General features: G+C 42.7%; 19 protein-coding genes and 2 tRNA genes. 10 read left to right on the top strand and 11 right to left on the bottom strand.

Translation table 11 applies throughout. The features are described from left to right. Nucleotides 1-640: 640 nt before the first annotated feature. The 5 genes from ACED53_RS15210 to ACED53_RS15190 form a co-directional block, all read right to left on the bottom strand. Nucleotides 641-793, bottom strand: a complete 153-nt coding sequence (locus ACED53_RS15210; RefSeq protein WP_017099010.1) for a hypothetical protein — start codon at nt 791-793, stop codon at nt 641-643. 94 nt (nt 794-887) lie between these two features. Next, entirely contained in the window at nt 888-1,244 is a 357-nt protein-coding gene (locus ACED53_RS15205) for a hypothetical protein (RefSeq protein WP_017101361.1), read from the bottom strand. Between the two features lie 101 nt (nt 1,245-1,345). Beyond that, nucleotides 1,346-1,759, bottom strand: a complete 414-nt coding sequence (locus tag ACED53_RS15200; RefSeq protein WP_017101362.1) for a lysozyme inhibitor LprI family protein — start codon at nt 1,757-1,759, stop codon at nt 1,346-1,348. Nucleotides 1,760-1,974: 215 nt separating this feature from the next. Continuing rightward, nucleotides 1,975-3,222 carry a RidA family protein gene (locus tag ACED53_RS15195; protein ID WP_017101363.1) on the bottom strand — a complete coding sequence of 416 codons (1,248 nt, stop codon included), beginning with the start codon at nt 3,220-3,222 and terminating at the stop codon, nt 1,975-1,977. 666 nt (nt 3,223-3,888) lie between these two features. Then, nucleotides 3,889-4,773: an AraC family transcriptional regulator gene (locus ACED53_RS15190; protein WP_009845512.1), complete on the bottom strand. Its 885-nt coding sequence runs from the start codon at nt 4,771-4,773 to the stop codon at nt 3,889-3,891. Nucleotides 4,774-4,966: 193 nt separating this feature from the next. Here ACED53_RS15190 and ACED53_RS15185 point away from each other — a divergent pair, with 193 nt between their 5' ends. The 6 genes from ACED53_RS15185 (at nt 4,967) to ACED53_RS15160 (ending at nt 10,914) form a co-directional block, all read left to right on the top strand. Beyond that, nucleotides 4,967-6,115: an iron-containing alcohol dehydrogenase gene (locus ACED53_RS15185; protein ID WP_017101364.1), complete on the top strand. Its 1,149-nt coding sequence runs from the start codon at nt 4,967-4,969 to the stop codon at nt 6,113-6,115. A gap of 235 nt (nt 6,116-6,350) precedes the next feature. Next, a complete protein-coding gene (locus tag ACED53_RS15180; RefSeq protein WP_012600470.1) occupies nt 6,351-7,097 on the top strand; it encodes an amino acid ABC transporter ATP-binding protein in 747 nt (248 codons plus the stop codon). Beyond that, on the top strand, nt 7,097-7,894 hold the full coding sequence (locus ACED53_RS15175; RefSeq protein WP_009845515.1) for an amino acid ABC transporter permease: 798 nt from the start codon (nt 7,097-7,099) through the stop codon (nt 7,892-7,894). The genes ACED53_RS15180 and ACED53_RS15175 overlap by 1 nt, the downstream gene beginning before the upstream one ends. A 12-nt stretch (nt 7,895-7,906) precedes the next feature. Further along, complete coding sequence (locus ACED53_RS15170) at nt 7,907-8,716, top strand: transporter substrate-binding domain-containing protein (RefSeq protein ID WP_012600468.1); 810 nt, start codon at nt 7,907-7,909, stop codon at nt 8,714-8,716. A 134-nt stretch (nt 8,717-8,850) separates the two neighbouring features. Then, entirely contained in the window at nt 8,851-9,777 is a 927-nt protein-coding gene (locus tag ACED53_RS15165) for an amino acid ABC transporter permease (protein ID WP_017101365.1), read from the top strand. Between the two features lie 192 nt (nt 9,778-9,969). Beyond that, the gene (locus ACED53_RS15160) at nt 9,970-10,914 is read left to right on the top strand and encodes an ADP-ribosylglycohydrolase family protein (RefSeq protein WP_009845518.1); all 945 of its coding nucleotides are present in this window, start codon (nt 9,970-9,972) and stop codon (nt 10,912-10,914) included. A gap of 172 nt (nt 10,915-11,086) precedes the next feature. Here ACED53_RS15160 and ACED53_RS15155 read toward each other — a convergent pair whose 3' ends face one another. After that, the gene (locus tag ACED53_RS15155; protein ID WP_017101366.1) at nt 11,087-13,093 is read right to left on the bottom strand and encodes a TonB-dependent siderophore receptor; all 2,007 of its coding nucleotides are present in this window, start codon (nt 13,091-13,093) and stop codon (nt 11,087-11,089) included. Nucleotides 13,094-13,113: 20 nt separating this feature from the next. On the opposite strand from ACED53_RS15155, the gene ACED53_RS15150 reads away from it, so the two are divergent. Next, nucleotides 13,114-14,223: an AraC family transcriptional regulator gene (locus tag ACED53_RS15150; protein ID WP_017101367.1), complete on the top strand. Its 1,110-nt coding sequence runs from the start codon at nt 13,114-13,116 to the stop codon at nt 14,221-14,223. 47 nt (nt 14,224-14,270) lie between these two features. On the opposite strand, the gene ACED53_RS15145 is transcribed toward ACED53_RS15150, so the two are convergent. The 5 genes from ACED53_RS15145 to ACED53_RS15125 form a co-directional block, all read right to left on the bottom strand. After that, a complete protein-coding gene (locus tag ACED53_RS15145) occupies nt 14,271-14,741 on the bottom strand; it encodes a GNAT family N-acetyltransferase (protein ID WP_017101368.1) in 471 nt (156 codons plus the stop codon). Between the two features lie 93 nt (nt 14,742-14,834). Then, on the bottom strand, nt 14,835-15,329 hold the full coding sequence (locus tag ACED53_RS15140; protein WP_017101369.1) for a GNAT family N-acetyltransferase: 495 nt from the start codon (nt 15,327-15,329) through the stop codon (nt 14,835-14,837). A 47-nt stretch (nt 15,330-15,376) separates the two neighbouring features. Beyond that, nucleotides 15,377-15,799 (bottom strand): N-acetyltransferase, encoded by a 423-nt coding sequence (locus ACED53_RS15135; protein ID WP_017101370.1) that lies wholly within the window; start codon nt 15,797-15,799, stop codon nt 15,377-15,379. Between the two features lie 134 nt (nt 15,800-15,933). Next, a complete protein-coding gene (locus tag ACED53_RS15130) occupies nt 15,934-16,272 on the bottom strand; it encodes a zinc ribbon domain-containing protein YjdM (protein ID WP_004731484.1) in 339 nt (112 codons plus the stop codon). A 179-nt stretch (nt 16,273-16,451) separates the two neighbouring features. After that, nucleotides 16,452-17,615, bottom strand: a complete 1,164-nt coding sequence (locus ACED53_RS15125) for a threonine/serine exporter family protein (RefSeq protein ID WP_009845522.1) — start codon at nt 17,613-17,615, stop codon at nt 16,452-16,454. 524 nt (nt 17,616-18,139) lie between these two features. Between ACED53_RS15125 and ACED53_RS15120 the strand changes: the two genes are divergently transcribed. The 3 genes from ACED53_RS15120 to ACED53_RS15110 all read left to right on the top strand — a co-directional run bounded on the left by ACED53_RS15120 (nt 18,140) and on the right by ACED53_RS15110 (nt 18,901). Beyond that, a tRNA-Gly gene (locus ACED53_RS15120) sits at nt 18,140-18,214 on the top strand. A gap of 38 nt (nt 18,215-18,252) precedes the next feature. After that, nucleotides 18,253-18,327, top strand: a tRNA-Gly gene (locus ACED53_RS15115). 316 nt (nt 18,328-18,643) lie between these two features. Further along, entirely contained in the window at nt 18,644-18,901 is a 258-nt protein-coding gene (locus ACED53_RS15110) for a hypothetical protein (RefSeq protein ID WP_004731488.1), read from the top strand. The last annotated feature ends 41 nt before the right edge of the window (nt 18,902-18,942 follow it).

The raw sequence follows: 18,942 nt of genomic DNA, 5'->3' as shown, positions 1-18,942 counted from the left end.
AGAAATACGCGAAACGGGGTTGTTCTATCTTTAAATTTAATTACGCAACAAAGCCCATACCCTTGATGAAACCAATCTGTTTGGAAGTGAAACAAACCATAAATTTAATCAAATGCACGCTAGAGGGTAAGTTAAGTCCTAACGCAAACACCTAATCCTAACCTCAACTATCTGAATAGATGGGAAATCTCCATTGAAAGGAGAGCAGGACATTTTGATGGATAAAACTAAATAAAAGAGGGAGTCGTTCTGCATAATTAACTGAACAATAATTGATGCTAGGAAAACTAACGAAGAGTCATAGTTCATAGCGACGTAAAGTCGTCAACAGCTAACGTTGTTGTAGGTATTAGCAGAATCATCCAGTACAAATCAGCACTGAGGTAGTAAAGCTACATAAAGGCTGGTCAAGGCAATCTGCAATGAATAGTTTAGTGTAATTACACTAATTTACTGTCGAATGGGTAGTCACTGGATATATTTGGCCAGTATTACTGTGAGTTTGCCAAATCATCGGTAGAAGATAACGCAATTAAGGTTACTATGTTTATCTCGATACCTCTGATTATTTTAGCTTTCACAACAATTAGGCTATTAGTATCCTGCAGTAAGTTATCTCAATGGCCTGTACGCTTTCAAGTCAATAAAACAACCCAACCAACACGACTGACAACAGTACGCCGCCGATAAAACTCGGGCCGTGGAATGGTCTAGCTTTAGATTTAACGTACTCTTTCTGAAGTTCTTCTTGGTAAGTTTTAACGGCGAGTTCTTTTACGTAGTTATTTTGCATAATAAGCTCCTTCTTATTGGGTAAGAGAAGCTTAAGACTTGAAGTTAGGTTGAGGTAAAGAAAAATTTCACATTAATTGATTACTTCGGGATTGTTACTCTAGAATGACTCTGAACACATCATTGTTCACACCGCCAACATCCACTAATTCTCCCGGCTTCATAAGAAGTAAGGTGTTTAATTGGCGCTTTGAACGTGGTGCTCTATTTTCTCTGATCACTAAGATATCAACTAAGTAACCTGAGTTTTGCTTTGATAGTGAGCCCGAGAGAGTAACACTCTCTCTTCTATCGGCTAGAACCGAATTAAATGTTTTATCTTCTAACACACCCGCCGAGATCGACGTCTCACCATAAAAAAGCGTGATAGTTGTCGGATCAGGTGTTAGCTCTTGATTAGATGAACACCCCACTATCGCTAGGCACAACAATAAAATAACTCGAAATTGCATACACTTAATTTTCTTTCTCACATTCTAATTCTATTTTCGGTTCTTGGTACATCGCTTCTATGAACCCCAACTTAATTACCCAGAATCAAGTTTAAGCTTCTTCAATCTGGAACTGAATAGATACCTTCAAAATACTCGATACGCTCTAAAATCATTCTTAGCTTACACTCTTCGATTTGAACCCCGGCCCAAACGGAAGGCGTATACGCTTGACCTATAAATTCACAATCTGCGTCTCTGTATTTCAACCAAGCTTGTTGAGCTCTTCGGAAAGGTTCTTCTAGAACGATGTGAAACTCGATTTTTTGCAATTCGGCTTCTTCCTCGACTATTCGCATAATGGCTTCTTGATATGTTTTATTGAGATCGATGTTTGCTACTTTCATTTTCTCTTCGACACACAGATAACCCGCAGTAACCCCTCCACGTTCAACGTTACAAGGGTCTTCATCATCAACAGCGAAACAAGATGTAGTAACTAACGCCAGTACAATTAATGACTTTTTCAAAAGCATCTCCAATACAGTTCAAAATCTTCGATATCTACTCGACAAGCAGTAGTTCGAATCACCAGTATTGATCATTTCTTCGGGCTCAGGCTAGCTAAACGTTTAACTAACTATTTCTAACGGTATGAGAGTGTTCGGCACAAGCCGACAATTTAAAGAAGGAGCAGATCAGATCATCACCGACAATCTGACCGCTTAGTTTGAAGTGGGTTTAATTATGTTTAAGCAATAACATCTTGTGGTGGTGTACCTTCGCAGTTAGAAACGACTGCATCAATTTGAATTAGAGCATTCATAGAAATCTCTGAAACCCCAACCACCGTTCTTGCCGGTAATTCAGCATTAAAGAATGTTGTGTAGACCTCGTTCACTGTATCAATGTCTGAAACATTTTTAAGCTGAATATTGATTTTCACTGTATCGTCCATACTATGACCAACACTTTCAATGATCGCCTTAATATTTTTCAAACATTGTTCCGCTTGCTCTTTTACACCACCAGCAACCACTTCATTAGTTTTCGGGTCTAAAGGTAGTTGACCAGAAATATGATTGTAGTGAGAGAAAGCAACGGTGTGCGAATAAGCCATGAAAGGGGCATCGACAGTATTATTAGCTTCAATAACCAACAAGCGAGTGTCTTCTGGTAATTGCGGCGGTGTACCGTCGCCATGTGAAACGGATGTATCAATTTGAATTAAAGCGCCCATTGGTAGTTCAGCAGCATTAACAACCGTTCGCGCTGGTACATAACTTGGGAAGAACTTAGCGCAAACTTCATTTACCTTTTCTGCATCTTCAACATTTTTAAGGTAGATAGTGGTTTTAACCACATCATTCATGACATGACCGATACTCTCTAGAATCGTTTTAATGTTTGCTAAACATTGTGTCGTTTGCTCTGTGATACCACCTGAAATCAACTCACCTGTATTTACATCGATAGGCAATTGAGCCGAAAGGTTGTTGTAGTGAGAAAAAGCCGCTGTCTGCGTCGATACAGCACTTTGAGGCGCATTGTCTGTATTTCTTGAGACCTTAACTAGTGCGCAAGGTGCTTGTGGTTTAGTACCTTCGCCGTTTGAAATAAGAGCATCCATTTGAACTAAAGCGTCACTGTTCGGTAGCGCAGCTACACCCACGACTGTACGTGTCGGCAGGCTGTTGTTGAAGAAGCTTGCGTAAACTTCATCGATAGCATCGATATCAGAAATATTCTTAACGAAAACATTAATCTTCACAACATCATCCATAACATGGTCGATGCTTTCAACAATGGCCTTAATATTATTTAAGCATTGTGCTGCTTGATCTTTAATATCTCCAATAACTATTTCACCTGTTTTAGGGTCAACAGGCAGTTGAGCAGAAAAGTTATTATAATGAGAAAAAGCGACCGTTTGTGTAGATACAGAATTAATTGGTGCATTTTCAGTATTTCTTGAAATTTTAATGATATCGCTACTCATCGGAATTATCCTTTTAATAATATAGGAATACGTATTTATATTTAACAATCGTATTGGAAAGAATGATTAAAGTAGCGCCATGTTAAGTGAATTATTTTAGGGTAAACGTGATATACATCAGACTCTCAGTTGACTATAAATCAGCAAGTTACAGGATAATTAGTCATCAAGCGACTAATTATCCGTCACATTAGGCTTTATCAACTGCTAAATTCTCTTTAATTTTAAGTCTATTCAATAATCCTGAATACTCTCTCAGATAATTCGATGGGTAATTTACAAAATTTAGATGATATTTGATAGGTTGTTCACACTAAAACTCCATTACTAGCTAGGTTAGTAACTTTACCCCTTATACCCGTGCATAAACTCTTAGGCTATTTAATTAATTATTTTCGAGAGATTATTTTATATAAGTACGTTAATAATATATTCGAGAATCAAATACCTACAATCTGACAATGCCTATAATTAGATACATTTACTCATATAATTCAACAAATATGAGACTCAGGGATGATGACATGAGAAGTATGGTTGTTCAGCCAAGACATGGGACTTTCAGGAATCACGATGGCGTCAACGATGAGCAATCGACACCATAGCTTTTGGCACCATAGCTCTCAACACCATAGCTATCAACAGATAGTTTCGTTGAAAGAAGAACTAAACCGCTCTCGGCGTGGTATTGAAATGGCGCTTAAATTCACGACTGAATTGAGATGGACTGGAGTAGCCGACTCGGCGAGCAGCATCGCTGATGCGAAGGCCTTCTAGCTGAATCAGTTCTTTGGCTTTGTTGAGTCTTACCTTCTTCAAATATTGAAGAGGAGATTCAAAGGTGACATTACGGAATGCATTGTGGAAGGCAGACACGCTCATGTTGGCTTCGTCGGCAAGCGATTGAACAGTGATGGTTTGGTCGTACTCTTCATGCACTTTAGACAGCGCTTTAGCGACACGTGCGTAATGGCCGTCATGATGAGCTAAATCAAACAGCACACGCCCTTCTGAACCGGTTAGGGCGCGGTAGACAATTTCGCTGACCATGGCATCGCCCAATATATTGGCTTCAATGTCACAATGTAGAGTTTTGACCAATCGAGTAAAGCTCTCCAGCATTTGCTCTTCCATTGGCGTCGATTCTAAGCCGCTCGAATTCTGCTTGTGCTTGTTGCAGTAGCTCTCTAGAAAGCCTTGGTCTTCCAGCTTTTTGACTAAGCTGTGCAAGCGCTGAGAATCGATGCTTATCGACAAACCAAGCAATGGTTCGCCATTTACAGGTAAGGCTTCACACTCCAATGGCATTGGCACGCCTACCACAAGATAATCACCAGCAGCGTAAGTAACGGGTCTGTCGCCAATATAGATGTTCTTTTTGCCCTGCCCGAGCATGATAATACCCGACTGGTAAGTGAATGGCTGACGTTGATTCCCGCCACTGCTTCTATACAACCACACACCGCCAATTTCAGTTTCTCTGATCCCTTCGAGATCATCCCAACCTTTGTGTTCTACATAAGACTGTAACAACTGCGCGAGTGTTTTCATAAGTGGCGACTTTCCATTCCAAGTGCTAAGAGTAAGTAAGCTAAAGCAGAGAAAGAATATCAATTTTGTAGAAATAGGCAATTTATTTGGAGAATCAGCTCTTCATCACCCTAGATTACTGTACTAATATGCAAATATAGAAATTGAGCAATCAAATAAAATAACAAATTGAGCTTTACACAAGGAATCTCTAATGCAATTCACTTATGTTAACCCTACAGTTATCCACTTCGGCCAAGGCCAAATCAACGCTATCAGCCAAGCGGTTGATACTTCGAAGAAAGTACTAGTCATCTACGGTGGCGGTTCAATCAAAAGCAACGGTGTTTACGACCAAGTTGTCGCTTCTCTAAAGGATCACGCTTGGATTGAGTTCGCTGGTGTTGAAGCTAACCCAACCAAAGAGACGCTAGATAAAGCCGTCGCTCTTGTTAAAGAAGAAAACGTAGAGTTCATTATCGCTGTTGGCGGTGGTTCAGTAATCGACGGTTCTAAATACGTTGCTGCGGCAGCTAAATACGACGGCGACGGTTGGGATATCCTAGCGGGCAAACACCAAGTTACTGAAGCAACCCCTATTGGTGCTGTACTGACACTCCCTGCGACAGGTTCTGAATCTAACATGGGTGCTGTAATCACTCGTAAAGAGACTCAAGAGAAACTGGCGTTCATGAACCCTGCAGTACAACCTAAGTTCGCGGTTATGGACCCAGACGTAATGAAGTCTCTGCCAGAGCGCCAACTGATCAACGGTCTAGTTGATGCGTGGGTTCACGTATGTGAGCAATACATCACAATGCCAACAGACGCGATGGTTCAAGACGGTTACGCAGAAACACTGCTTAAGAACCTACTTGTACTGGGTAAGCAATACGACGAGCGTGACAACGACGCATGGCGTGCAAACCTAATGTGGACTGCAAACCAAGCGCTTAACGGCCTGATTGGTACTGGCGTTCCTCAAGATTGGGCAACACATATGATTGGCCACGAATTCACAGCACTATGGCACGTAGACCACGCACGTTCTCTTGCGATTGTTCAACCTTCACTACTTCGTAATCAAATCGAAGCGAAGCGTGGCAAGCTAGAGCAAATGGGTCGCAACGTATTTGGCCTAGAAGCGGGTGCTGATTTAGCCGAGCGCACTATTGCTGCAATCGAAGCCTTCTACCACAGCCTAGACGTTGCAACTATGTTCGACGGTTACGAAGCAACTAAAGCGGCAGCAATCGACAACGTTGTTGCTCAACTTGAATCACACGGTTACCTAGAGCTTGGCGAAAACCAAGCAATCACACCTGAGAAAACACGTGAGATTCTAGAGTCTGCGATTCAATAGCGGTCAAAATTAGAGCAAGAAAAACAAGGTTCTAAAGAAAATCACCATAATCTAAGAATTTATTCCGTGAAACTGAACCAAATTCTTTGCCCTTGCGTATATCCTCAAGCAGCGTCCAAATCAGGCGCTGCTTTTTAATTTGCCCTACAAGATGCTATTAAATTCTCATAAGTCCTTAATTTAATGTGCAATCATATTTCTATATTGTTAAGGTAAACCTGTCTCTTTATTAGGTATGAACAACGATTTGAACAATCTCAAGGAAATGGTTAAGTTTAAGTCACTTAACAAGTGGTATGGTGATTTTCATGCCCTAAAGGATATCGATTTAAAGATTGAACAAGGAGAGATACTGGTGATTTGCGGGCCATCAGGTTCGGGTAAATCAACTTTAATCCGTTGTATCAATCAGCTAGAACCGTTCGAAAGTGGCGAGCTTTGCGTGTTAGAACAAGTACTTCCGAGTAAATTCAACACACCGGGCCAAGTCGGAATGGTGTTTCAGCACTTTCATTTATTCCCCCATCTTACTGTGCTTGAGAACCTAACTCTGTCTCCAATACGTACGCTGAAAAAAAGCAAACGAGAAGCCGAGAAGCTTGCAATGCACTATCTCGAGCGCGTACACATCGCTGAACAAGCCAACAAATACCCAGTACAACTTTCTGGCGGTCAGCAACAACGTGTAGCTATCGCCCGTTCGCTGTGCATGAAGCCTGAATTACTGCTTTTTGATGAACCGACTTCAGCGCTTGATCCGGAGATGATCAACGAAGTGCTCGACGTGATGGTTGAACTGGCGAGCGAAGGTATCACCATGGTGTGTGTGACCCACGAAATGGGCTTTGCGAAACAAGTGGCCGACCGCGTTATCTTCATGGATGAAGGACAAATTGTGGAATCGAATACGCCACAAGCGCTCTTTGAAAACCCTCAACATGAACGTACTCAAGCGTTCCTAAATCAGATCCTGACTTATTGATGTTGATTCGAATTATTAAACCCGCCCTATCTGCTTTGGTACAGATTGTTGTACTGGTGGCTGCTGTTGTTTGGATTCTCGACTCTGGCGCACAAACCATGGGATACAGCTGGCAATGGGAGCGTGTGCCGGACTATATTGCTTTCTATGAAGATGGTGAATGGTGGCCTGCAGAATTAGTTGAAGGGCTACTGGTTACCATCAATATCTCTCTGATTTCTTTGGTTGCTACGCTGATCATTGGTTTAACGACGGCGCTATTGAGGAACTCAAATTCTGTGGTTGGACGCACCTTAGCCACCAGCTATGTTGAGTTGATTCGTAACACGCCGTTATTAGTACAAATTTATTTGCTCTATTTTGTATTTGGCCCCGTATTAGGGCTCGATCGCTTTAGCACTGCCGTTTTAGCCTTGGCACTTTTCCAAGGCGCTTATACCGCCGAGATATTTCGTGCCGGTTTAAATGGTATTGCGAGAGGACAATTTGAAGCAGCTCAATCCTTGGGCTTATCAAAGACCTATACTTACTGGGATGTGATTCTTCCTCAGGTGGTGCAACGCACCTTGCCACCTTTGACCAATGAAGTGATCTCTCTTATTAAAAACTCTTCAATTGTGAGTGTCATGGCTATTTTTGACCTGACGACTGAAGCCAGAAACATTGTTTCTGAAACCGCGATGCCATTCGAGATTTGGTTCTCTGTGGCGATCATTTATCTTGCTCTTACACTTTCACTTTCTGCCGTTGCTGCTTGGCTTGAGCATAAGCTCGGGGCTAACTGGCGAACACAATAAGGATTTATCAGCATGAAGCTATTTAAAACCGCGATTACAGCCCTACTTGCGCTTGCCGTAAGTTTGCCTGCACTTGCTTCTGAAACGCCTAACCTCGATAAAATCAACGAACGTGGCTCACTGCGCGTTGGTATGTCGACATTTGTTCCTTGGGCGATGCGTAACAAACAAGGCGATCTCGTTGGCTTTGAAATCGACGTGGCGAAACGCCTTGCCGAAGATTCTGGTTGGAAAGTCGAATTTGTACCTACGGCATGGGACGGTATTATCCCTTCTCTATTATCGAAAAAATTTGATGTAATCATCGGCGGTATGTCTATCACTGAAGCTCGTGCCAAAAGCGTATTGTTCACTGAACCTTACTCGCACTCTGGCGTTCAACTGGCGGCTAACAAAGAGCTAGCGGAAGGTTTTACTCAGATCTCTGATTTTGATTCTCGCCGCGTAAAAATTGCAGCACGTCGTGGAGCATTCACGGTTCAAGTCGCTCGTGAAACCTTCCCTAAAGCGAAAGTTCTACAGTTCGATGACGATGCTCAAGCATTCCAAGAAGTATTGAACGGCAACGCACACGCGGTTATCGCGTCTAGCCCGAAACCAGAACACGAAACGATCAAAAACGCAGACACGCTATTTATTCCATTTGAAGAGCGTCTATCAAAAGGTAACGAAGCATTTGCAGTTCGCCTAGGTGAAACTGACAAGGCAGAATTCTTCAACGAATGGATCAAAGCACGTACTGAAGATGGTTGGTTGAAAGAGCGTTACGAGTACTGGTTCTCTACTCTAGATTGGCAAGACCAGATTGCTCAAGGTCAGTAATCAGAACTTTTGCTAGTGAATCGAGGCAGTGCGTTGTCTGCACTGCCTTCTCATCGGCAACTTGATTCGCTTTATTGATGATCTAAAACTCAACAAGACAGCCTACTAATTATTATTGTTTAAACAGGAATGACGTGAGTAGTACTAGCGCATTAACAACACCTAAGCCCAACGTTTATATGAAGCCTTGGTATCAACGCCTTAACCTTTTAGATGGCGTGTTACTCGCTGTCATTTGTGTGTTTGCAGGCTGGCTTTATTATCGTTCTGCTGTTGGTATCAACTACCAGTGGCGCTGGGAAGATGCGTTTACCCTAATTTTCATTCCACCTTCTCAAGGCAGTATTCCCTACTTTTTTCAAGGTTTGATCGCTACACTGCGCTTGAGTGTCTGGAGCATGGTGTTAGCTCTTTCTTTTGGGACATTACTCGGTGTTGCAAGGCACTCCAAGATTGCTTTCTTCAGAACGCCTGCACTGATTTTTATCCAGTTGGTTCGAAATATTCCGCCACTGGTGTTTGTCTTCATCTTCTATTTCTTCGTTTCTAACCAACTGATTCCATTACTTGGTTTAGAAAGTATCTTACGTGAACATAATGGCGAGATTAACGCTGTTCAAGGTTTCCTGTTCGGCCCAGCTAACCTTTGGGAAAACTTAGCGTCTGGTGTTATCTGTATTGGCTTGCTCTCTTCTGCTTATATTGCGGAAGTGATTCGAGCGGGTTTAGAAGGTATTCCTAAAGGCCAATGGGAAGCGGCCGATTCGCTTGGCTTGTCTGCATTGTCTAAGTATCGATTTGTGGTTGGCCCACAAGTATTAACTGCCATCACCCCACCATTGGCAGGCCAAGCAATCTCCTTGGTTAAAGACACGTCGATTGTGTCTCTGATTTCGATCCAAGAGATGACGTTTGTTGGTACTGAGATGGCAAACTCATCGGGGTTGGTCTTCGAGATCTGGCTGATTGTAGGCTTCGTATATTTTGCTTTATGCTTTGCGCTTTCGCGTCTGTTCAAAGTGATTGAACAACGTTCTAGTGCTTACCTTAACCATCAGTAACGTCATTAATTAATAGTACCGACTCGCCCGACCATTCCTTTCCCTTATCAAGTTCACCTGATTGGTTTAAGCTATTGACCAATCGGGATTTATCCCTTCATATTCCCTCTTAGAAACACAGCAAAAAACTCGTTTAATCACTATACTTAACATATCGAACTACGTTGATTCTTCTCAAGGACATCACTCAACATGGACAATCATAAAGAAAGAGCTTTTTACGCCGTTGTCGGCGCATTGGTTGGAGACGCCGCTTCCATGGGGTTGCACTGGCTGTATGACCAAGAGAGGATCTTACACGTGGCTGGTTTCGAGCCAGAATTTCGCTCACCGAATCAGTTCGATTATCAAGACAAAGGCTACTTTGCGCACCAAGGAAAAACGTCCGGTGAGCACTCGCAATACGGTGCTCAGTTATTGGCGATGGTCGATAGTTTAGTCGACAACCAAAAATACGATGAAGCGAGCTATATTCAACATTTCCGCAAATGGTTTGATTTCGGTGGTAGTTGGCAAGGCTACATTGATAAAGCGACGCGCATGAGCTTGCTGAACATCCATCAATTAGAACTAGAGGGCGCCCCGATTACTGCCTGTGGCGCAGACGATACGCAGCTCCCCGCAGTTTCAAAGATCATTCCATTAGTAGCCTGTACTTATACCTCTCACACCTTACCAGCGATGGTAGAGAGCGCGGTACGAGTGACCAACAACAACGACAAAGCCGTGGAATGGGCGCAAGCCATCACCCTGTTGATTCAAGCAGCGATTCAAGGCAACTCACCATTACAGTCCGTAGAAATGGTGCGACAAACTTGCAGCAGATTTATACATGATCAAATCGATGAAGCATTGGCTGAACCTGAGCTTTCAATAACAGATGCCGCGAAGAAGTTTGGATTGCATTGTGAACTGAGTGCCGCATTTCCCTTGCTAATTCGCATCATTGCGGGTGCTCAGAGCTATAAACAAGGTATTCGAGACAATATCTTATGTGGCGGTGACAGCTGCGGGCGTGCGATTGTGATTGGCGCGGTATTAGCGGCGTGTTTCTACGAAGAAGACGGAGCGATTCCAACAGAATGGCTGAGCCAAGTAGAACTCAATTGTGGTGTGCTGTCTTTGCCTATTGAGTGATTCCCACAATAACAAATAAGGCGAAAGCGCCTCTCGATTCCTTGCTCGAGAGGCGCTTTTCTTTTCACTAGAATGACTTAAACGGATAACTTCAATTTCGAGCAATACCCCTTCCGGATCTCTACGACCGCCAGTTTATTGCGCTAACCAAACCTAAACGCTAAAGCCTTCTCTAGAACTGATAAGCAGCAGAAAGCTTGTAGTTACGGCCTGGTTCATAGTCATCCAAGGTAAAGCCTCTTGCCGTACCTGAACGAGAAGCGTGTGAGGTGTATTGCTCATCAAACACGTTATCGATACCAAAGGTGACAGACAATCCATCAAGATTCGATGGCACCCACTGAGCAAACAGGTTATGAACGTCATAGCCTTCTTTGATCGGCTGACCATCGAATACGTTGTCTTCGTCTTTAACAAACATCGAATTCCAACCAAAGATAGTCTCAAGCGCTTCAGACTGATAATCGAGTGTCAGCGTAATGCTGTCACCCATATCAATACTTCGACCATTGCCACCTGCGACTGCACCGCCTGTGTCTTTATTTTTAGTCTCTGAAAGCGCATAGGACAGCTTACTGTTAAACATCTCGTAGCCATAAGATAGGCTCGCCTCGAAGCCCTTTATCTCAACGTCACCTAGGTTATAAATCAAATAACTCTTACTTGCACGTTGATACTTTTCGGCAATATAGTCATCAATATTAGTTTGGAATACTGTCAGGTTGGCACCAATAAAGTGATTATCCAAGCGCTTATCGAAACGGACACCACCTTGCGTGTTCTGCCCTGTCTCAGCCTTCAGATCGTTAGCCAAATAAGCGACATCTTGGTAAGCAATAAAGCTCTCCATCAACTCTGGGCCTTTGAACAACGAACGTGTACTCGCGAACAGCGTCCAATCTTGAGTAACATCCCATTGAGTGGCCAACGACCAAGTTACATCGTCAAAATCTTCGCTACCAACTTCTGCTTTACGTTGGTAATCATCAAAACGAAGCCCTGCCGTGACCGAGAATGCTTGAGTAAAGTAGAACTGATCTTCAACAAAAAGGGCTGTAGAGATTGCTGACTCGTCCATAAACTTGCTGCTGCCGTAATAGCTGCTCGATGACTTGTCCATATAGTCAAAGCCATAAGTCGCGATGTTATCAAACGACATCAGGCGATAATCGGATTGGAACTTTGCGTTGAGACCAAAGTTTTGGTTTTTAGCCGTGTTTTTGGATAAGCGATTAGAAGGCCAACGTGGTGCCATAACACTTTCATCTCGCTGAATCTCAGTTTCCGTGTTGTATAGAGTCACGTTACCTTGATGACTTTCACCACGCAGCTCATAGCTGGCCGTGATGGTGTCACGGTTGTAATCGGTGGGAATGAGGATGTTTTTAGACAAACCCACGTTCGTACCACCGGACATATCAGGGCGTGGACTGTAATCACCGTTATCACGGTACATATCATAAGAGAGTTCAAAACGGTGTAAGTCACTTGGCTCAAAACCAATCTTACCTAGAATATTGTATACATCCCCTTCTGAGCCAAAGGTTTCAGTACCATCACCATCTTCAAAATTGTCACGGCTCATGTAATGACTGTAAAGCATGGCATCGACGTTATCTGACAACAAACCATACACAGTAAGTGAACCTTGCTGGCTTGCATTCGTGGCATACCCGCCATAAACACGAGCGCCAAAAGTCTCGTCGTAGCGAAGTAGATCTTTGGCATCTTTGGTTTCAAACAGCACTGAACCGCCTAACCCATTTTGCGTCACCGAGTTGTTACCTACTTGGATATCCGCTGATTTCAATATGTCAGGGTTAAGAGTCAAATTACCAATATGATGGAACATGTTGGCGTGCTGAGAAGCGCCATCTAATCGAATGTCTAAGTCAGTTTCGCTTAGGCCGCGAATCGTAATTCGCTGGTTGATCGAGTGCGTTCCCCCAACATCAACACCGGGGATTTCGCGCAGCAAATCTGACATATGGTCAGCTTGCTTCAGTGACATGTCATCTGCAATGATCGATTCAGTGTTGCTTGAGACTTTCGTTCCCCAAACCACAACTTCATCGAAGTGCGATGTACTTTCTTCGGCAATAACAGAGCTACTAAACGTGCTGGCAATTGCGATATAGAGGGCTGAAAGCTTAATTGTTGATCTGACTGGGCTTTCCATAGATTCAATCCTAGATGTAAATGATAATAATTATCAATCATGATAGAGTTGTAACCTATAAATGCACAGATGATTTGCTTATGCAAAAACGCACAGCTGTTATGAGGAACGGTCAAATGAGTGAAGTAACGTCTAAACGAGCTAAAATTGGCAAAGTCACTCTGACTAAAAAGTTGGAGCAAACAGAAAAGCAGATTATTGTCACACAAGGTCAAACTACACAGACATCACTGGCTGAGGGGAAATTTCTTTCTTATCAATATAATGAACTAATATTTGTCCACGGTGGCCGCTGTATTGAGCTCGTCGATACTAAGATAATCTCTACCGCTCACGCTTCAGTTCTGATCACCATTCTTTTGGAAGGTAAGCTGTCATTTGGTTACGATGATCTCGAATTTGATCTCGATGCCACTCATCAACCTCAAGGTGTGGTGGTCAACCTCACTAAACCCGCCAATTTCCGTCGAGTGATGACAGCAAGCAATAAACTCAATAAGATTAACATCTTAGTCAAACCAAAATGGTTCGAATCTCGAGTAACCGAAGAGTGTAAATGCCGAAACTTCATCAATACACATAATGCCAACTTCCAATTAGAAGTGACGGAAGAAATCTGGAAGCTGACACAAGAATTGACGACTTGCTCTTCACCCAATAACTTCCATCAGAAGTTGCATATAGAATCCTTAACTCAACAGATCCTTGAGAATTCGATGCATCAACTACCACAAACTTGCTGTCTGGCTCACCAAACTAAACCAAAAATAATAAAACCAGCGACACGTGTAACTAACATTGAACATCAAAGTTATGACGAACGAATTGAGGCTGTAATCTGCTTTATTGAAATTCATCTCGACCAAGAGCTGAGCCTAAAAATGCTTGCTGAGCATTTTTCGATGAGTGTATCTAATATTCAAAGGCGTTTTAAGCAGTCATACAACATGACAATCAACGGTTACATCCGTTTGAGACGATTAGAGATCGCACGCCAGCATTTAGAACGAGGGTTGGTTTCAATCACCGAGGCCGCCTATGAAGCGGGTTATCAGCACCCTTCTAATTTCACCAATGCTTTTAAGAAAACCTTCGGTGTGCCGCCACAAGACATAGCGATTAAGACTTAGTTACATTGATATAAAACTATTTGTTCTATAACTTTAAAAGGCTATATCTAACATCTGCTATGTTGGCCAGGTGACCGCCACATATAAACAAACTGGTCATTCTGCGAAGTAATTTCAAATCCAAACCTCAGATACAAATCTCCAACTCGATTACCTTGTAAATAGCATAGTTCGACGGGTTTATTGAGGCTGTCAGCCTTAGTTAAGCAATCAGCCTTAGTTAAGAAGTCTTTCAGTACTTGGCTACCAATTCCCTTTCCATGATACTCAGGCAGCAAGAAGAATCGGCAAAAATAGAAGTGGTCGCCTTTGTCTTGCAGCAACACACTGCCAATCGCTTTGCTTTGATATTCAATGATTTCAGGTCGTTCTTCTGCCCACTCTTCGGCGTGTATATCTCGTTGAATTTGCTCATCCCAGCCAAAAACAGCTTTGATTGGCTCAAATTCAGCCGCCTTTTTCAGCTCGAACAGAAATTCATAATCTGATGACTGAGCGGGTCTTGTCGAATACTTCAAAATATCTCCAACAATAATTGGCTATGGCTTCATTTTCGTTTAAACCGGGACATAGTAACCCCGATAAAACCCAAAAATGCCACGCTTAAATGTTCATTTTGGTTCTAGTTGGTAACGTAAGACTTCGTGTTTATCTTGCTCCGAGTAAAAGGTATTCAGGAATTGTCCACCGCACTTCTCAATCACCTTTTGCGAAGCTATATTGCCCCTCTCACACGTAATAATAGCGCTTTCGGACAATACGTGCCGTTGAACCCAAGACAACATATGACTTGCGATACCCCGCCCTCTCGCTTGTGGCAAAGTCTCGTAGCCGATATGTCCTATGACATCGTGAATGTACGGACTGGTGCCATGACGAACTCTTATCACTCCAAGAATACGTCCAGACTCGACACAAAAATAAGTAGAAGCAGGCGTCCAACCTTCTGGCAGTTCCTCACCTTTTGAATAAGCGACTCGCCTTTTTAAATACGTATCACTACTGTCAGAAATACCTGTATAAATTTCTAACCCATCCTCAGAGCAAGCATTCACATAGTGATAAAAGGCACTTGAGTACGAAATATCAGCTTTGACCATGTCCATATAGTTTCGATTCCTAGTTACTGCTCTTTCGGATTTAGCGATCAAGTCTAAGCTAAGTGCATGGTGTATTCTTGATGCCCTGTATGTTCATCAACTTGTTCGCTCACAATAGAGAAACCTTGAGACAAGTAGAACTCAATGGTCGCTTGATTCTCTTTATACACATTCAAAGACAGATTCGGGCATTCAAGCTTCGCGTGTTGGATAAGTTGCTTACCAACCCCACAACCTTGATGCTGCGGGCTCACAAAGATCGCAGCTAAAATCCCTTCATAAAGCGAATAAAAGCCACGAACCTCACCGTCTATTTGATACACGTAAGTTATTGATGCAGGGATGTATATGTCGCGCATATTACCCACTTGCGACTCCCAGAACTCAGGAGCCACAAAATCATGCGCCTTGACCGAGGCGGTTAACCAAATATCTAAAACGGTTTCCATATCGGTTGGACGGTATTCTCTGATCATCTTAATTCTCTGAAATTATTGCGGTTTAATATGCGAATCAGTATGCCGAGAAGCCACGTAAACTTATTGAAGATTTACGACAATGTCTCAGTCAGAATTATTGAACGGCAATGATAGATCAGTACCATTGGCCGCTACTGCTTCTTAACGTACTTCGCTGTAACGAGCATTTCACCACCACCATCAAGCTTGCAATCTAACTGATGATCTTTGCCTTCATTGATTCGTCTGATTACCGCTTTAGTGCCGATTTTCAGTACAGAAGAACTGCCTTTAATTTTTAGATCTTTAATGAAGGTAACTTTATCGCCACTTTCCAATACAACGCCATTCACGTCCTTAACACGCGCAGCTTCTCTTTCTAAACGCTCTTCTTCAGGGTTCCATTCGTAGGCACACTCAGGGCAGATTAGGTTGTTTTGGTCTGGGTAGACATATTCAGATTGGCATTGCGGGCAAGGAGGTAAAGACATACGTTAAGACTTCATTTAAATAGAATTTGTCCCCATTTTAATGACTCTTGTCAGGCTTAGCGAGCATAAATCTAACAAGTTTTACGGAGAGCTAATTGTCGTAAAAAAGATCAGTACCTGAAACGAACAAACACAGCCGCTAAGCTGTGTTTGTTTAAAGATTTGAAAAGCGGAACGGCTTAACGTTCGACTTTTGGTGAGTAAATCGAGTAAGCGGTGATTTGCCCAGCCACGATTGCAGAGAACATGAATAACGCCGATAAACCAATACTCGGAATAGGCAAAATCGATTGTTCAAACACCGACTGGCTGGCACTTACTAATACTCGGCTACCCGGAACCAAAATGATGATCCCTTGCACGATATAAATAGAGCCCGTTAGCTCCATCTTCTTAGCAATCCAAGTACCGTATAAAGTAATCAAAACGGTGGTTACCCATGTACCTACCACCCAACCACTATCAAAGCCTAGATAGAACGGCCCCCACATACCCAGAACTGCCACTGGCAAGCCAAGTAAGATGTCTTTAGGACGCGCATTGAACATCACACCAATCGACACCGAGATCAACACCAAACCAGATATGTGCATCCATGTCGGAACCGCATTCGTATAGTCAATGGAGACCGCTTGTCCCCATATCGCTTCACCAATGTTGAGCCCCATAATAATCCCGACAAACAGCTTTATCAGGGTTAATGCGCTCTGCCCTAACAAACTGGTACCAGAGACGAGATCATTAAACGCCAAACATTCTAGTGCGTTGGCTATGGATAACCCGGGGACAAACAAGACAATCGAAGCGATACATAACGCCCACACCGGGATCGGCAACCCTGTGCTTGCCAAAAATGCCACGAAGATACCCGTTAATAGTGCCGAGATGAATTCAACCGCAATAGCGCGACGTGAATGAAGAACTTGCTGACATACCCAAACCATCAAACCCAGTAATGCAGAAAAGCCAACCGCTTCTAACGTACTGCCAATTAGCATCAGATACGCTGGCGGAATACCCATATTGGCCAGTGCCGTCACAAGTTTAGAGTAACCGACAGGCTCTGGCACAGGCTCACTGCTCGGTTGGTTAATACGAATGATGGTATTGGCCAACAAACTCAAGTTAATCGAAGCAGGCTTTAGACGCTTAAGAATAACGGCGTTGTTATCGTCTGGAAATTGATAATTAATCGCGGTTGGCGTTGCTTGGATCATCACATCAACACCATGCTTTTTTGCATAGAATTGGGTGTATTTCTCTAGCTTGTAAGGAGCACAACCACTGCGATGAAGAGTGTCACCAATTTCAACAATTTTGTTAATTCGGAACTGAGAAGGCATGGGAATTTTAGGGGAGACAAAATGTGCGGCAAATGTACCAAACGATAGACGTAATGACGAGAGTTTTGCATGAATTATCAACTAAATTCGTTACTTTTTCCTTCGAACGCTTAGAGGAGCCTATAACTCCACCCGCTTCGGATTCGCTTGATGAATACTTTGGCAGACTGGCAAGTTAAAACAATGCATCCAGATTGTTATTATTGGGCATCAAAATACGAATGAAAATCAGTTTATGTTAACGGTTAAATTGCCTGTATTTATGTTGATTTTATGATGAGAAAACACCACTAAAATAGGTTTATAAATCCAACTGAATGGGTCTTAGAAAGAGTGGAGGGTTCTTTGTTGTTTCTCGCCCTACGTTTAACGAGAGTTTAGTCACATTTTATTCACTCTAAAAGCGCCGAACATGGTGGAAAAACTAGCGGAGTGGTGGTTATGCGAGCACTTAGAATAAAAATGAAAGAAAAAGGTTTCGTTTTCAGTTAGATGTGGCATTATCAAACTCGTTAAGACGATGTGCGTACATCGTATAATGGCTATTACCTCAGCCTTCCAAGCTGATGATGCGGGTTCGATTCCCGCTGTACGCTCCAGTCTTCTTGATGTTTCAGTCTTACTCTTAAGACAGTGTGCGTGCATCGTATAATGGCTATTACCTCAGCCTTCCAAGCTGATGATGCGGGTTCGATTCCCGCTGCACGCTCCAATTCCTCCTTATGTTTTGTTACGTGTTTTCTTCCAGCGATACCCTATTCAAAAAACTTCTCCGCTCGTTAAACCTATAAGCATTAATCCATATAGCTTAAACCCATTTTGTTAAGTCTAACCAACCAACGCTAATTAAGCAGCTAGCGCTATTAACTCCTTAAATCGCTTCGAATTTCTTAAACCTTTCCCATTACATATTGCAGTCTAGCTTTTAACGATTTTCAAAATTGTTCCAATTTAATAATCTTGGTCAATATCCGAAAAAACAGTTGTGGTAATGTGCGCGCATTAGCAACAACAAAAAATAATTAAAAATGTTTAAAAGCAATGAGTTAACAATAAACATCGAAGCAATTAATGTCGCTTTAGCAAAAGTTGAAAATGCCAATAAAATTCAGCTAGATACATTGAAAGGTTATGTGAACAGCGAGCCTGAACAAGCTGTACTGGCTTTTCGATCGCTGAATGAAGCAGAATCAATCGACGACAAGTTTAAAAAGATCATGGCAGAGCTACCGCACCTGAGCGGCGAAGCACACCACCTACTGGAAACATCGATCCTATTACAGTAATGGCCAAGAAAGATAAGTCTCAACTAGCGCGATGAGCTAAG

The organism is Vibrio sp. 1F169, assembly GCF_041439605.1.
Lineage (GTDB): Bacteria > Pseudomonadota > Gammaproteobacteria > Enterobacterales > Vibrionaceae > Vibrio > Vibrio tasmaniensis_A.
Note: the sequence above shows the minus strand (reverse complement) of the source record. Positions and strands in the feature narration are given on the sequence as shown.

Bases quoted from the DNA above. Each gene is read 5' to 3' on its own strand.
- ACED53_RS15210 (WP_017099010.1), bottom strand. From the start codon at position 793: ATGCAAAATAACTACGTAAAAGAACTCGCCGTTAAAACTTACCAAGAA.
- ACED53_RS15205 (WP_017101361.1), bottom strand. From the start codon at position 1,244: ATGCAATTTCGAGTTATTTTATTGTTGTGCCTAGCGATAGTGGGGTGT.
- ACED53_RS15200 (WP_017101362.1), bottom strand. From the start codon at position 1,759: ATGCTTTTGAAAAAGTCATTAATTGTACTGGCGTTAGTTACTACATCT.
- ACED53_RS15195 (WP_017101363.1), bottom strand. From the start codon at position 3,222: ATGAGTAGCGATATCATTAAAATTTCAAGAAATACTGAAAATGCACCA.
- ACED53_RS15190 (WP_009845512.1), bottom strand. From the start codon at position 4,773: ATGAAAACACTCGCGCAGTTGTTACAGTCTTATGTAGAACACAAAGGT.
- ACED53_RS15185 (WP_017101364.1), top strand. From the start codon at position 4,967: ATGCAATTCACTTATGTTAACCCTACAGTTATCCACTTCGGCCAAGGC.
- ACED53_RS15180 (WP_012600470.1), top strand. From the start codon at position 6,351: ATGAACAACGATTTGAACAATCTCAAGGAAATGGTTAAGTTTAAGTCA.
- ACED53_RS15175 (WP_009845515.1), top strand. From the start codon at position 7,097: ATGTTGATTCGAATTATTAAACCCGCCCTATCTGCTTTGGTACAGATT.
- ACED53_RS15170 (WP_012600468.1), top strand. From the start codon at position 7,907: ATGAAGCTATTTAAAACCGCGATTACAGCCCTACTTGCGCTTGCCGTA.
- ACED53_RS15160 (WP_009845518.1), top strand. From the start codon at position 9,970: ATGGACAATCATAAAGAAAGAGCTTTTTACGCCGTTGTCGGCGCATTG.
- ACED53_RS15155 (WP_017101366.1), bottom strand. From the start codon at position 13,093: ATGGAAAGCCCAGTCAGATCAACAATTAAGCTTTCAGCCCTCTATATC.
- ACED53_RS15150 (WP_017101367.1), top strand. From the start codon at position 13,114: ATGATAATAATTATCAATCATGATAGAGTTGTAACCTATAAATGCACA.
- ACED53_RS15140 (WP_017101369.1), bottom strand. From the start codon at position 15,329: ATGGACATGGTCAAAGCTGATATTTCGTACTCAAGTGCCTTTTATCAC.
- ACED53_RS15135 (WP_017101370.1), bottom strand. From the start codon at position 15,799: ATGATCAGAGAATACCGTCCAACCGATATGGAAACCGTTTTAGATATT.
- ACED53_RS15130 (WP_004731484.1), bottom strand. From the start codon at position 16,272: ATGTCTTTACCTCCTTGCCCGCAATGCCAATCTGAATATGTCTACCCA.
- ACED53_RS15125 (WP_009845522.1), bottom strand. From the start codon at position 17,615: ATGCCTTCTCAGTTCCGAATTAACAAAATTGTTGAAATTGGTGACACT.
- ACED53_RS15110 (WP_004731488.1), top strand. From the start codon at position 18,644: ATGTTTAAAAGCAATGAGTTAACAATAAACATCGAAGCAATTAATGTC.